The following is a 15336-nucleotide window of genomic DNA, read 5'->3' on the forward strand; positions in this document are numbered from 1 at the left end:
ATGGAGTTCAAGTTTGATCCCAAGCAGCCGTATCAGCAAGAAGCGATCGCCTCGGTGGTTGACCTGTTCGAGGGCCAGCCTGTAGACGCAGACGCACTAGAGATCAAGCTCGAGGGCACTTTGCCTACGCCCGGCGGTCAGCAGGCGCTCGACATTGCTGGAGAGGTCGGCGCAGTCGGTAACAACCTGTTGCTTGACGACGAGGCGCTGCTGCAGAACTTGCAGGCGGTCCAGGACCGCAATGGTCTCGAAGTCGTGAGCGAACTCGCTGGTGACGCGCTCGACTTCGACATCGAAATGGAGACCGGAACGGGCAAGACGTACGTCTACCTTCGGACGATCTTCGAGCTCGCGCAGAAGTACAACTTCCGCAAGTTCGTGATCCTCGTGCCGAGCACTCCGATCAAAGAGGGCGTGACCACCAGTATCAAGCTGATGGCCAAGCACTTCCAGGATCTCTACGCCGAGCCGTTCGACGCCACCGTTTACAGCGGTTCGAGCGCCGAGGAAGTGCAGTCGTTCGCGACCAGTACGAGCGTTCAGATCATGGTGATGAGCATCCACGCACTCCGCGGTGACAAGAACTCCCGTGTCATTCACCAGACCCGCGACAAGCTCAACGGACTACGCCCAATCGACTACTTGAAGGCCACCCACCCGGTCGTCATCATGGACGAACCGCAAAACATGGAATCGTTGCTTAGCCAGTCGGCGGTTGGGGAACTCGACCCGCTCTGCACACTGCGTTTTTCTGCCACGCATCGGAAGACCCGCAACGTCGTCTACCGACTTGACCCTGTGGATGCCCACGACCTCGGCCTCGTGAAGCAGATTGTTGTCGCAGAGGCAGTCCAGCAGGGCGCCGACGCTGCGCCGTATGTGAGGCTCGAACACGTTCGCAACGACAAAGGCTTCGTGGCGCGCATGGAGTTGGCCGTCCGCAAGGAATCCGACGGCTCGATCGAGCGCAAGTCCGTCAACGTCAAGAATGGTCAAGACCTCGCCGTAGTTACGAAGAACTCCGCCTATGAGGGCTGGCGTCTCAACGAACTCAGCATCGAACCAGAATCGGTTGAAATCTTTCCGCACGGGTGGTTGAACGCGGGTGAGTCCATCGGCGGCTCAAACGACTCGATCTACCGCGAAATGATTCGAGAGACTATCCGCGAACACCTCCGCAAGGAGACGATGCTTCGTCCGCACGGCATCAAGGTGCTCAGTCTGTTCTTCGTCGACAAGGTCGCAAGTTTCCTCGGTGAGGGCTACGACAACAGCACCGCCAGTGGCGACTTCGTGAAGTGGTTCGACGAGCTGCTGGTTGAAGAGCGAGCTAAGAGCCGACAGTGGGCCGCGATACTTCCGCTCGACCCGGTGGACTATCGCCGTGCCTACTTCTCGGTCCTCAAGGGTAAGAAGGGTCAGAACGACACGTTCAAGGACACCAGTGGCACGACCAAGGCCGACGACGACGCCTACGAACTCATCATGCGCAACAAGGCGAAGCTGCTCGATCAAGACGAGCCGGTCCGCTTCATCTTCAGCCACTCTGCGCTGCGGGAAGGTTGGGACAACCCGAATGTCTTCCAGATCTGCGCGCTGCGCGAGATGGGCGAGGCCGCCGAGCGACGGCAGACGATCGGACGTGGACTTCGCCTGCCGGTCAACCAGTCGGGTGAACGCGTTCCTGATCAAGGTATCGCCCAGTTGACCGTTGTGGCCAATGAGTCGTATCGCGAGTTCGCCGACAGCCTCCAGAGGGAGTACCGCGAGTCCGGAGTCAGTATCGGCCTTGTCCGGGTGGGCGAGTTCGCCAAGATCATGACCGTCGACGACACGACTGGGGAAGAAAAGCGCCTCGGGTTTGCTGGGTCGAAGTTGATCTGGGACGAGCTGGTAGAGCGAAGCTTCCTCGACAAGGAAGGCAAGGTCACTGCCAACTTCCGCCCCGAGACGCTCGGGTTCACGCTCGGCCCCAAACCGGACTTCTTCTGGCCTCAGGACGACATGATTCAGGTCATGCTCGACTGCCGAATCGAGCGCATGGTCAAGACCCAGCGCAAGCGCGTCGCGCGCAAGCTTAACAAGGAGATCTACACCTCCCCCTGGTTCGAGGATTTCTGGCGAACCATCTCCCAACGGACCACCTACAGGGTGTCACTCGATCGTGAACAGGTCATCGCGGAAGCAGTGGACAAGATCAAGGCTGAGCAGCCTATTCACCCGCTTCGTGTCCAGGTGACCCGTGCTGGCGTGAAGCTGGTTCGCGGTGGCACCAAGACCCGCGAGACCGCGACCCGCTCGGCCGAGCTCGCTGGGGCGTATCAACTGCCTGACATCATCAGCGAGCTGCAGGAAGCAACGTCTCTGACGCGCAAGACCCTGGTTGACGTGCTGACTCGTTCCGGCAAGCTGAACGAGTTCATCGGGAACCCGAACGACTTCATCGCCATGGTGAAGCGCCACCTCCTCAACGTCGTCGCTGCGTCCGTACAAGAGGGCGTGCAGTACGAGAAGGTCGGTGGATACGTCTACGAGCTCCGCGAGCTCCAGGCTGACGGCGCCGAAGCTCGCGACCTTTTCATGGACCGCGTCTATGAGGTCACATCGTTCGAGTCGAGCAACGCTAACGGCAAGACCGACTTTAACTACATCCAGATCGACTCCGACGGAGCCGAAGCACCTGAGCGAAAGTTCGCCGAGTTGCTCGACTCTCGCGAAGACGTGAAGTTCTTCATGAAGCTCCCCGGTAAGTTCAAGATCGAAACGCCGGTCGGTCCTTACAACCCGGACTGGGCGATCATCAAGCAAGAAGATGGCGAGAACCGCATCTACATGATCCGCGAGACCAAGAGCACACTCGACGAGTCGAAGCGTCGCCCGACCGAGAACGCCAAGATCAAGGCGGCAGGTGAGCACTTCAAGCAGCTGGGCATCGGTTCTGCAGAAGTGTCTGGTTACGCCGTGAGCACGCCAGGGAACTGGAACCTTGGATGAGCAGTGACATCCACTTTCCACAGATGTTCGGATTGTGTGCCGGTGGCGCTTGTTCGATGTCTTGTCGTCGTAGATTCTTCCTGCTCGAACACTCGAGCAACAGAGTCCAACAACGACTGGACCAACTCCGAAGGGCTCACCTCACAGCAACTTCTCACGGTGCGTGATTGCCCCTCGGACCAACCCGGAATGATGTCCCCATGACCACGCAGCTCGGCCAACTTCCCGGTGCCGTCGCCGAGGCGAAAGCAGGCAACCCGCTGGCCTCGGTCACCATCGTCGTGCCCAGTGTCGGCGCCGGCCGAGACGTTCTGCACCACCTCGCGCGCACGCGGACGGTCGCGAACATCGAGGTCCTCACTGTTCCGCGGCTGGTCAGCAAATGCGCAGCTCCGGTTCTCGCGCCGCGGGAGGCGTTACCGTATCCGCTACTCGAAGCGGCTATTCAGCGCGTCCTCGCCGAAGAACCAGGCCTGTTTCGCGATGTTGCAGAGGAGCCGATTACCGCTCAGGCGCTCGCGGGCGCTGCATGGGAACTCACCGCGCTGGGGCAGCCCGCGATGGAGTCCCCGACGCCGTTGGTCGCAGACCTGCTCCGCGTATACCGCATCGTGGTCGAGCGACTCTCGGACCGCTATTACCTCCAGCACGAGGCATTCACGGCCGCGGGTCAGAACACTCGCGCCCCTGGCTCGCTCATCCTGTACTGCTTGCGGCCGACCGCGGCGGCCGAGCGGGCATTCATCAGTCGCCTGCATCCGGTCGCCGTCGTCGAGGCCGAACCAACGGTCACTCCGACCCAGGTCGTCCATACTTCCGACGCCGACGACGAGGTACGTGCAATCGTTCGGCTTGTCCGCAAGCGTCTCGCCAATGGCGTTCCAGGCCATCGGATCGGAATCTTCTATCCTGCCGACGACCCCTACCTGCCGCTCTTGCACGAGCATCTCTCCGCCGGCCACATTGGCTTCACGGCGCCCGCGTGCCACACCCTTGTCGACCGCCCTGCCGGTCGGGCGCTGCTCGGCCTTCTCGAACTCGACCACGAGAAGATGCCACGTCGCGAACTATTCACGCTCCTTGCTGAGGGCGCACTTCGACGCCCCGAGGTCAACGACCAGCCCATTTCGCAGCATCGCCTCGAAATTCTCACTCGGCGTGACGAACCCATCGTCGGCGGTAGCGACTGGCAACGACTCACGCAGGTCGGTGCCCACGAAAAGCACCACCCCGCAGCCGTCGCGGTCCACACCTACATCAAGCAACTCCAATCGCAATTAGAAAATATCGTGGCCTCGCCAACCTGGGAAGCTGTCGCCCGCGAACTCGGCACCCTCATTGAGACCCAGTTCCGCACACCGGCTTCCGACATCGCGATCACCGACCTCCGAACCATCCGCGCCGATTGCGCCGACCTCGCCCATATGGATGGCATCGCACCGCCACTTAACGGTGCCCGGGTGCTCGATGCCGTGGCGGTTCGACTGCGCGCCCATCGCGGCACGCACGGGACGTCTGGCGAGGGCGTGACGGTGGCACCTATAGCAGTGGCTGCGGGCCGCGACCTAGACGTCAGCATCGTCGTTGGCGCCGCCGAAGGATTGGTGCCGCAACCGCGCCGCGATGACCCGCTGCTCCCACCCGAACTGGTGGGTATCTCCGCCCGGGATCACATCCAGGCGCAGTACCACGCTTTCGCGAGCGCCGTCAGCGCCGGTCACAACGAACGGATAGTCAGCTTCCCACGTGGCAACCTCCGTGGCGGTGCCGAGAAAGTGCCCTCGCGCTGGCTCATCCCGGCCCTCGCCAACCTGTCCAACCGCGACGTTGACGTTGTGCGTTGGCAACAGCAAACCGCAGGTGTGTCGACAATCGTGGCGGTCGAGTCTTTTGATGTCGCAGCGCAGCGAGCCGACGACCGCATCGGAGCTTCGGCAGCATCCGAAACCGAATGGTGTCTCCGGGAACTCGCGTCTGTTCCAGCCAACCGACGACGCGGCACCCTCAATGATCCGACAATCAACCTTGGTATGGAGATGCGCAGTGACCGCCTCAACGGTCGATTCACTCGCTTCAACGGAAACCTTGGGTCAGTCCGCGAACTGATCACTACCTTCGATCATCCGGTCTCGCCGACCGGACTTGAGCAATGGGTCGCAAGCCCGTATCAGTACTTCCTGGAACACATTCTGCGGTTGCAAGCGCTCGATGACCCCGACGAAATCGCACAGATCGACGCGCTGACACGAGGAACCCTGATCCACAAGATCCTCGAACGCTACGTCCTCGACACCATCGAGGGCGCACAACTGGACTACCGTCGCCTGAATCAGATCGCCCAGGACCTCCTCGACGAAGCCCAAGCCAACAGCCCTGGGTGGCTTGAACAACTCTGGGCCAAAGACCGCGGAGTCATCACACGCGACCTCGCTGACTGGTATCACCACGACACAGACGATCACATCGCCGGCTGGCGCCCCACCGCCGCCGAACGCGACTTCGGCACCGAACACGACGTGCCATTGAACCTGTCCAGCAGTGTCATCCGATTCCGCGGGCAAATCGACCGCATCGACAAGCACGCCGACGGGCGCATCCGGGTCACCGACTACAAGACCGGAAAAGCCGACAAGTACCGCGACCTCTGCGACGACACCCCGACCAACAGTGGCTTGCAGTTCCAGTTGCCGGTCTATGGGATCCTCGCACGCACGCTGGGCGACAACGTCGAAGCGCGCTACTGGTTCGTTACCGCCAAGGGGCAGTTCAAATCCATAGGCTATGCAGTGACCGATGACGTGATCGGGACACTCGCAGCTGACATGGAATTGGTCTACCGCCACATCACCGCCGGACACTTTCCGCCGAAAATCGAAGACACTCACTGGGAACTGCCGGTCGTCGACCTTCTTGGCCGTGCCGGGTTGCGCCGCGCCTGGGCGAACCTGGAGAACGTCGATGACCTCGCCGACTACCTCGCGAAGTATGGAGGCTGAGCATGACCACCTTCGCCCTTGCTGACCAGGCAGCCCGTAACCGGATCACCACCGAGACCGCTACGACGTTGTTCGTCGAAGCCGGTGCGGGCAGCGGGAAAACGCATTCGCTGGTCAATCGAATTTGTCAACTGGTGCTGCACGATGGAGTCGAACTCGACGCGATCACCGCCATCACCTTCACAGAGAAGGCCGCGGCCGAATTGCGTGAACGCGTCCGCGTCGAACTGGCGAAGCACGATTCAGACTTGGCGCGAACAGCTCTCGAGCAGATCGACACCGCGGCCATCGGAACATTGCATGCCTTCGCGGCCCGCATCATCGGCGAGCATCCACTCGAAGCTGGGGTACCGCCACGCATCGCCGTGGTCGACGCGATGGGATCGCAGCTGTCCTTCGAACGGCGCTGGCGACGCATGCGGACGAGGCTGTTCACCGACGAAGCGCCACCGATGCTCGTCGACGCGATGGGCATCGTCATGGCGACGGGCGCCTCGCTCGACCAGATCCGTGGACTCGCCGACGCGCTTGACCGTAACTGGGATCGGCTGACTCTCGACGACAACCCGCTAGGCATTGCATCCGCCGACATCGACCGAATCCTCTGGGAAGCCGACGACATCGTAAGCTCGCTCGATGACTGCCTAGACGTGAGCGACAAGCTCGCCGCGAAGCTTGAGGAACTCCGCGAATGGCGAATCCTCGTCGCAGCGGAACGTGATGCGACGGGCTGGATTCCGATGGTTCGCCTATGCCCTGGACCGGGCAGCGGCGGTGCCAAAGACAACTGGGTCGGCGGCGCCAAGCGGGTCAAAGAGATCAAAGCCCGGATCAAAGAGTTGCGCGATGAGATCTGCCCCGAAGTGGTCGGCTCCTACATTGACGGAGCCATCCGGGTCGTCGTCCGCCATATCGCGGAGATCGTTGTCGACGAAGCCGCCCAACGTCGGCGCAGCGGCCAACTCGAATTCCATGACCTGCTTGTCCTTGCCCGCGACGTCCTCGGTTTCCCCGACGTCGCCGCCGCAGCTCATAGCCGCTACCAGCGAGTGTTGCTGGACGAATTCCAAGACACCGACCCACTGCAGCTGGAATTGGCCCAACGCATTGTCGCCGGCAGAGACGAATCCGGGCGCTTATTCACCGTCGGTGATCCCAAGCAGTCGATCTACCGTTTCCGTCGTGCCGACATCACCGCCTACATGCGCGCCCGCGACCACGCGCCCGCGGCCGACATCGTTCAGCTGACCACCAACTTCCGATCGACGCTACCTGTTATCGATTGGGTCAACAGAGTATTCGGTTCGCTGATCGTCCCCTCCGCGGGAGTTCAACCCGACTACACACCACTCGATGCCGCGCCCGGACGGCCATCTTGGGACTTCATTTGGGGACCAACCCCATTCGTCTTCCCCGACAGCGACGAGCCGGTCGCTGACGAGCAATCGCTCTCGGTCGCTGAGGCCACCCGTGCCCGCGAATCCCGGGACGTAGCACGCATCATCGCCACCGCCGTCGAACATCGCTGGTGCAAAGAAACACTCAACGGCGAGGACTATAAGCACACGCCACTGCAGTGGAAAGACGTGTGCATCCTCATCCCGTCACGGGCGATATTGCCGTTTCTGGAGAAGAGTCTCGACGCAGCGGGTATCGAGTTTCGGTCTGAGGCGTCGAGCCTGGTGTACTCCACGCAAGAAGTGCACGACTTGCTCCTCGTGTGCCGAGCGTTGTCCAACAGCGCCGACGAGGCCGCGCTCGTCGGCGCTCTCCGCACGCCGTTGTTCGGGTGTGGGGACGACGACCTGCTTCGTTGGAAGGCCGCCGACGGCCGATGGCGCATCTTCACCGATCTTCCCCTCGGACTGGATGACTCACCAGTCGCGGCGGCATTCACCTACTTGCGGGGCGTGGCTTTCGAGCTTGGCAATCTGAATCCGGCCGCGCTGCTCAGCCGGATCGCAACCGATCGACGGGTGTTCGAGGTGTCGATGGACTCGCCCCGACACCGCGACGTCTGGCGCCGATTGCGCTTTGTGATCGACCAGGCCCGAGCGTGGTACGCCGAAGATCGCGGATCGTTGCGTGACTACATTGATTGGGCCTCCACCCAGGCCGACGAGAATGCACGTGTCGCCGAGACGGTACTCCCGGAGATCGGTGTGAATGCTGTGCGTATCATGACAATTCACGCGGCCAAGGGTCTGCAGTTCCCGATGGTCATCGTTGCGGGCATGAGTGGTGGGTTCCGCACTCAACCCGAATCGGTGCTGTGGGACGAGAACGACACACTGCAAGCCTGCATCTCCGCATCCGCGACCTCCGCCGGCTACGACGATGCTGCCGATGCGGAGAAGATCCACGCAGAGGCGGAGAAGATCCGGTTGCTGTATGTCGCGTGCACACGCGCCGAAAGCCATCTGGCGGTGTCGGGGTATGTGGGCAAGCGCGGAAGGTCGTGGGGTGAAACGTTGGCGCCCGGCCTCGATGGCCTGCAGAACCAGGTGCCCGACCTCGTCGAACCGGAGCGCCGCGACGACGAGGAAGTCGGTCAGGAGGCGCGGCAGTCGTGGGCTGCGTGGTTGGCAGAGACTGCAGCTATCGAGTCTGCGTCGTCGGTGAGAGCGTCGTACTCGGCGACCAGGATCGCGCACGGCGAAGACGAGACTGTGGAGTCGATTCTTCGGAGCTACCGCGATGCGGGTCTGTTGACGGCGGCTGCGTCGCCCGAAAGGGTGGCTGGCGGAACTGACAGCGCTGACCACGGCACAACACTGGGAACCGCACTTCATGCCGTACTGGAGAGCGTCAGGTTCGATGCTGACCCGCAGCTTGTCGATCAGACGGCGCGCGCGGCCGCATCGGCCGCCGCCATGGTAGATGTCGAGCGATTCGTCGCTCTCGTCCAGTCCGCGTTGGCATCTGAACCTGTTCGACGTTCCGCGGAACGTGAGCATTGGCGCGAGATGCAGCTAGCCGGGGTCGGCCCTGATGGCGAGACCGTTGTCGAAGGCATCGCCGACCTGATCTACCGCGACGACGACGGGTCCCTGGTGATCGTCGACTACAAGACTGATGTCGGGGTGGCCGAGGCGACGTTGGAAGCGTATTGGACACAGCTTTCCATCTACGCTGACCTGCTCAGGCGTGCGACGGGGGAGCAAGTGTCGAGGCTCGAGTTAGTGTTCTGTCGAGTGGGGGATGCATCGGTCCTCGCACGGACCATCAGCAAGTGAGCCCGGGCGATCAACCTTTTTGCGGAACCGGTACCCCTAGACTGACGGCATGTCCTCCGATATCCATATCCTGTCGGTTGATGGCGCTAGATCGCGACCTCTGGAACCGAGCACACTTGCTGCCTCGCATTACCTGGAGTCCACGCATCTAGAACAGTGGGTTTGCGATAACCCATCCGTCCTCGGGGAGGGCGTGATGGTCGTGACCCGCCAGTACGCCCAATGGTCGTCGGATGATGGCGATCTGGCACGCGAGCGTCTGGATATCCTCGGACTTGATACCTCAGGACAACTCGTCGTCGTCGAACTCAAACGCGGCAACGATTCCCGCATCCACCTCCAGGCCATCACCTACGCTGCGCTCGTCGCAGGTTTCGACAAGCACACGTTGGCGGACGCGCATGCAGAGTACTTGGGAACGCTTGGAGTCGAAACGTCGACAGAAGACGCCCTGAACAGACTGGTCGATCACGTCAGCGATGACTGGGACGACGACATTCTTAAGGCGCCACGAATTGTCCTCATCGCCGAGTCGTATGCGGCGCAGACGCTTACAACGGTGTCGTGGTTGTCCGAGATCGCTCCGAAGCTCGTCCTCGAAATGCACACAGCCAACCTGTTTCACGGTTTGGCGGACGGATCGGAGCCATGCGTCGTTTTTCGGCGGCAGTTCCCGCCGGATGATCCGGCGGCTCGCGTCCTGACTCCCGGTGTCGCAGCGGTTGAGTCAGCCTCGACTCGAATCGCAGAGCGCAAACGTGCGGCTCGATCGACCTATCTACTGCACGAGAACCGGGCGATCCCCGAAGGCGCCAGCATCGCACTCCGACTCCGTGGCTCGCTGTCCGCTGAGCTCGTCGACCAGGTGGAAGAGTGGGTTGCCGAGGCTCCGGAGCGAGGTCTATCAACGTGGGTTCGCAACAAGGACAAACCTCTCCAGTGGAATGCCGAAACGGTGCTAGGGCGCACCTGGACCCCGACAAACCTTGCTCGGCACGTCATTGCCGAAGCAACAGGGGTGGACAAAGATTCGATCCCCGGCGGAGATGTGTGGTACTTCGAGGGGAAGAGTCTGATCACCCTGGCACGCGAGGTTTCGGGGCAGGAATGATTGAAGTCCGGGTACGCGCCTGCATTGGTGCAGGAAGGGAAATGTGACGACTCAGGAGGAGTTCGACCGCGACCTGCGGCTCGAAGCGATGGGGTGGCTTACACGACGTAGCCAGGACGGTCTCGATGCGCTCCGATCGGACGACTTGCTCGAGTTCACCTTTCGAGGTGATCGATTTCGCCTCATGGACGCCCAGCGCGGGATTCGCAAGCCGCGTCAGCTAGACAGCGCGCTCTCCATCCGCACGGTGTACAGCGCTGACGAGGCTAAGCGACCCTATGCGGACGAGATCGGTGACGACGGGTCGATCAGCTACAAATGGCGAGGGGATGATCCCGAGCATCCGGAGAACCGAGCCCTGCGGCGCGCGATGGAGAATGGGCAGCCGCTAATTTGGTTCTTCGGCGTGGGCACAGCATTGTACAAGCCGATCTTCCCGATTTACATTGTGCGCGAAGAGCCCGAGAGTCATCAGTTCATTCTTGCGCCGGACGACGTCGCCCAGATCCTTCGTGACGGCCCTCCGACTGCCGAGCCGCTTAAGCGGTACGTGCAGGTTGAATCCAAGCGGCGCCTGCATCAGCCGGTATTTCGTGCGACTGTCATGCGCGCCTACGAAACGCGTTGTGCTGTCTGTGCTCTACGGCACGGAGAACTCCTCGATGCTGCGCATATCGTTCCGGACTCACATGAGTCGGGAATCGCCTCGGTCCGAAATGGTCTTGCGCTGTGCAAGATTCACCATGCAGCTTATGATCGCCACATTCTGGGGATCACGCCGAACAAGGTCGTCGAGATCCGTAAGGATTTGCTCGATGAGATCGATGGACCGATGCTGCAGCACGGCCTGAAGGAACGGCACGGACAGAAGCTGATGGTGCTACCACGTGCACGCGTTGAGCAGCCAGACCCCGAGTTGCTGGAGCTGAGCTACGAGCGGTTTAGGACAGCTGGGTGAATAGTGTTCGCCTCGAACAGTCGTTTATGCGCGCGGCAGGAGGTACGCGAGCACGTCGTTCCAATTGCGATACGGATCTTGGCCGAAGTGGATGTGCTTGCCTTGCTCCCACTTGTCCACGCCGCGTGCCGTTCGGTCGTCGATGATGTAGTCGCCGTGGTTGAGGTTCTTGTGGTGCGACAGGATCAGTCGCTTGTAGGCGGGCGAGTTCCTGTCTTCGCCAAGGTGCTGCTTAACCCACAACAGCTTGTCGGTCCAGGCGGTCGGATTGTTCCACGGTGCCGTCGACAGGATGTAGGTGTCGAAGGCCTCGGCGAGTTGGCGGAACGCATCGAGTGCACCGTCGATCGGGTCCATCAGCGAGAAGATCCCAGGCGCATCGTCGAACCTGCCCTTGAACTTCGCGCGGTCTGCGTCGCTGAGCCGGTTGATGCCCGACCGGAAGTCGACAAGGGTGTTGTCCATGTCCATGTCGATGTAGAGCACTTTCTTCGGTGATCCGGGATCGACTGTGACGTTATGGGGTCCGGTCATGGGTCTCCTTTCGTTGTAGGACTCTCTACCCGATTCGGTTGAAGAGCGTTCCTTCGATCCCGGAGTCCGTCAGGAACTGCTCCAGCGTCGGGGTGTCCCCGAAACGCTGGGCGATTGTCGTCAGCAGATCGTCGTCGGCGTTGAGCCCGAGTAGCGTGCGCAGCCGAGTGGTGTCCTCCGTCGAGAACGTCCTTGTGAACTCGTACTCGTCGTGTCCGAAGAACCGCTCGACGCCGCGGCCGATGTCGTGGCCTTCGATGCGCAGCGCTCCGTTGTCGTCGAGTTCGATCACTCGAAAGACGGTTCCGTCGCTGTCGTGCCTGTTGGTGAGCACCAGGCTGCGGGGGTGCTGCCGGTGTGTCGGCTGCGTTGGATTCGGGTTCATCTCAACCTTTCTGGTGATCGTGGCCGGACCGCCCAGCACGACGAGGCGCAGCGCCGCGCGGAGTTGCTCGGTGGTGGCGCGCCAGACCTGTTCTTCGTGTCGGCAGGCGGCTGCTTCCTCGGCGTCACCGGCGTCCTCGGCTTCGGCGGCCGACTTGCTCCACTCGATCGACTGCTGCTGGGTGACGCGGATGTAGTCGAGGATGGCGGACTGGTCCTGGTCGCAGATCACGGCGACCTCGTGCGCGCTCAACGAGGTGCCGTCGTCATCGAGCACGACGAGCGTCTGCAGCGGGTCGGGCAGATTGCCGTCCTCGGGCTCAGAAGGGTTGTCCGCGTGGGTGATCGCCGAGATTACCTCGGGGGCGGAGTCGGTCATGAACTCGAACCAGCAGCCGAGAGCGTTGACGAGATTCACCCGATGAAACACTCGTACGTTCACGGTCATGAACGCCATGACCGAGGTCTCGTGAAGGACCAGCTTCACGCCGGGAAAGTGGACCGATTCTGTAGCAACGTATTCCGCAGCTTTCGCTGTGTCGGGCACCTCGTCGACAAGCGTCGTGAACAGTTCCACCGTTGGTTCCTCGCCGAGCACCCGAAGCCACGATGGGGCGGTGTTGGTGGGCAGGGCGATGTCGCCGTCGGCGTCGGGCTGGATGTGCTGGCCGGCGATGTCGGAGATCACCTCGATGACGCAGCGCAGCAGGTGATCTCGCGAATCGGGGACGGTGGCAATGGCGAGCGACGCCTCGCGCGGCATCGATGCGGCGTCGGCCAGCATCGCCGGATGGACGACCTCCCAGATCTCGCGCAACGTCCACACCGCAAGGTGGGCGAGTTCGTCGACGCGTCGGCGCGAGACTTCGTAGATCAGGCGTCCGCCATTCAGGAGTCGCCAGTTGGCTCCCTGCATCTGCTTCACATTGACCACCCAGAACTCCCGGGTGCTGTGCAGATCGGTTACCTGGACAGTGGCGCGCACGCGGTGCGCGCGGGTCACCGTGAAGGTGATGACGCCGTGCGGTCCCTCCGGGAACTCGTCGGACTGTGCGACAGTCAGCTCGCCGCCGACTGGCAGCGTGCTGAGACGGTCAGCGAGGTCGTTGCGGAACGTCCGCCAGGCGTCGTCGACGAGGGTGTCGAAATTGGCGCCGGTCATGGTGGCTCCTCCTCTCTGTGGATGACAGTTGATCAGTAGTGCTTGGTCGGCTACCGAGGTCGCTGCACCAGGGCTTCGAGGCTCGTCGACTTCGAGACGCTCCATGCTCGTACCTCGCATGGGGCTCCTCAGCCCGGCGGCTATCGCTCCTCGCACCTCAGCCGGCGGGGGGTGTCGCTCCTCGCGCAGCCAGTGGTAGGGGGCTGACGCTCCCCACGCCCGGCTGATGGTCGGGAATCAACTTGCACCCTCAGAATAGGAGGGGGGTACGACAGTTTCGGGCATCATGGCGGGATGGTGCAGACCTACCCCGAGAATCCGCGTTTCGCCGCGTCGAGCGAGGAGAAGGTGTGGAATCTACTGACCGAGCAGTTGCTCGACCAGGATCTCGTCGTCGCCGGTCAGCGGGTCACCGACCACGATAAGGACCACGAGATCGACTTTGTGGTCGCCATCGAGGGTGCGGGGATCGTGTGCGTCGAGGTGAAGGGCGGCACGGTCTGGCACGACGGCGAGTCGTGGTGGCAGGAACGAGTGGGGCAGCCCAAGCAGATTGACCCCGTCGCGCAGGTGCGGTCCGGGTGCTATGCGTTGCGGGAGTTCGTCGAATCCGATCCGGGTTGGACGCAGGGCCGGGTGCGGTGGGATCACGTGGTGGTGTTTCCGAACACCGAGTTCGAGCCGGCATTTGCGGTGCCGGACTGTCCGCGGTGGAAGGTGATCGATCGAAACCAGCTCGATCACCTGATGCCGCTGATCAGGAAGGTGCTGCTGGACAAGGGTGGCGACCTACCCGTCATCGACGCGGCCGGCATCGAGCAGTTGCGCACGGCGCTGGGTGGTCGGGGTCTGCCGCAGCGCGACGTCGTGGCTCGGGCGTTGGAGAACGAGGATGTCGCGGATTCGCTGACCGAACATCAGGCCGTGATTCTGGGGGCCATCCGGAGTCTGCACCGCGTTGAGATCCGTGGCGGCGCGGGGAGCGGCAAGACGTTCCTGGCGGTGGAACAGGCTCGGCGACTGGCGAAGTCGGGTCTGCGTGTCGCGCTCATCTGCTATTCGCATGGCCTCGCGTCGTACCTTGAGCGGCTCACCGCGACGTGGAAGCGGCAGGAGCGTCCGGCCTATGTGGGCGAGTTCCACGATCTCGGTGTGCAGTGGGGTGCGCCGAGCGGGCCCGACGAGCTCGAACGGACCAAGGCGGCGTCGGAGTTCTGGGAGCACGACCTCCCACGGCTGATGCTCGAGAAAGCGCTGGAGCTGCCGCCGGGGCAGCGGTTCGACGCGATCGTCGTCGACGAAGCGCAGGACTTCGCCGACTCCTGGTGGCGTCCGCTGCTCGCGAGCCTCCGCGACGAGGATGCCAGCGGGATATACGTGTTCAGCGATGAGGGGCAGCGCGTGTTCGATCGCCAGGGGTCGCCGCCGGTTCCGTTGGTGCCGCTGATCCTCGACCATAATCTGCGTAACACCAAGCAGATCGCCGAAGCATTCAAACCGCTTGTCGGACAGCGCATGCAGCTGCGTGGCGGCGACGGCCCGGATGTGCGGTTCGTCCAGTGCGCACCTGAGGACGCGCTGGGCATGGCCGACGACGAGGTCGAGGCGCTGATGGAGCAAGGCTGGCGCGCCGAGGACATCGCGCTGCTGACCACCGGGAGTCGTCACCCTGAGCAGGTGGAGCGGCAGAACGAGGGCAACAAGTCGTACTGGGCGACGTTCTGGGATACCGAGCAGGTGTTCTACGGGCACGTCCTGGGTTTCAAAGGGCTCGAACGACGCGTCGTGGTGCTGGCGCTCAACGAGTCGAAACCGCGTGATCGCTCCCGGGAGCGGCTGTATGTCGGGCTGTCGCGAGCGCGGGATCAGCTCGTCGTGTGCGGCGACCCGGAGTTCGTGCGGGAAGTCGGCGGTGGGGAAGTGGTGAGGCGTTTGGGGATGGTGTGACGCGCGAGGTCAGA

The 15336-nt window shown here is 62.3% G+C and carries 8 protein-coding genes; 6 read left to right on the forward strand and 2 right to left on the reverse strand.

The window, feature by feature from the left end; translation table 11 throughout:
* The 5 genes from MKW15_RS06520 (at window position 1) to MKW15_RS06540 (ending at window position 11295) form a co-directional block, all read left to right on the forward strand.
* On the forward strand, window positions 1–2994 hold the full coding sequence (locus tag MKW15_RS06520; RefSeq protein ID WP_240856778.1) for a restriction endonuclease: 2994 nt from the start codon (window positions 1–3) through the stop codon (window positions 2992–2994).
* 200 nt (window positions 2995–3194) lie between these two features.
* Window positions 3195–5990 carry a PD-(D/E)XK nuclease family protein gene (locus tag MKW15_RS06525; RefSeq protein WP_240856779.1) on the forward strand — a complete coding sequence of 932 codons (2796 nt, stop codon included), beginning with the start codon at window positions 3195–3197 and terminating at the stop codon, window positions 5988–5990.
* Between the two features lie 2 nt (window positions 5991–5992).
* Window positions 5993–9226: a UvrD-helicase domain-containing protein gene (locus MKW15_RS06530; protein ID WP_240856780.1), complete on the forward strand. Its 3234-nt coding sequence runs from the start codon at window positions 5993–5995 to the stop codon at window positions 9224–9226.
* Window positions 9227–9422: 196 nt separating this feature from the next.
* The gene (locus tag MKW15_RS06535; protein ID WP_240856781.1) at window positions 9423–10337 is read left to right on the forward strand and encodes a DNA-binding protein; all 915 of its coding nucleotides are present in this window, start codon (window positions 9423–9425) and stop codon (window positions 10335–10337) included.
* A 43-nt stretch (window positions 10338–10380) separates the two neighbouring features.
* On the forward strand, window positions 10381–11295 hold the full coding sequence (locus MKW15_RS06540) for an HNH endonuclease (protein WP_240856782.1): 915 nt from the start codon (window positions 10381–10383) through the stop codon (window positions 11293–11295).
* A gap of 24 nt (window positions 11296–11319) precedes the next feature.
* Here the strand turns inward: MKW15_RS06540 and MKW15_RS06545 are convergent, their stop codons facing one another.
* Together MKW15_RS06545 and MKW15_RS06550 are read right to left on the reverse strand one after the other, a co-directional pair.
* Window positions 11320–11829 carry a 5' nucleotidase, NT5C type gene (locus tag MKW15_RS06545; RefSeq protein WP_240856783.1) on the reverse strand — a complete coding sequence of 170 codons (510 nt, stop codon included), beginning with the start codon at window positions 11827–11829 and terminating at the stop codon, window positions 11320–11322.
* 25 nt (window positions 11830–11854) lie between these two features.
* Window positions 11855–13375, reverse strand: a complete 1521-nt coding sequence (locus tag MKW15_RS06550; protein WP_240856784.1) for a TY-Chap domain-containing protein — start codon at window positions 13373–13375, stop codon at window positions 11855–11857.
* A 294-nt stretch (window positions 13376–13669) separates the two neighbouring features.
* On the opposite strand from MKW15_RS06550, the gene MKW15_RS06555 reads away from it, so the two are divergent.
* Window positions 13670–15322, forward strand: a complete 1653-nt coding sequence (locus MKW15_RS06555; RefSeq protein ID WP_240856785.1) for an NERD domain-containing protein — start codon at window positions 13670–13672, stop codon at window positions 15320–15322.
* The last annotated feature ends 14 nt before the right edge of the window (window positions 15323–15336 follow it).

The sequence above is a fragment of the Gordonia gummivorans genome (assembly GCF_022513585.1).
GTDB lineage: Bacteria > Actinomycetota > Actinomycetes > Mycobacteriales > Mycobacteriaceae > Gordonia.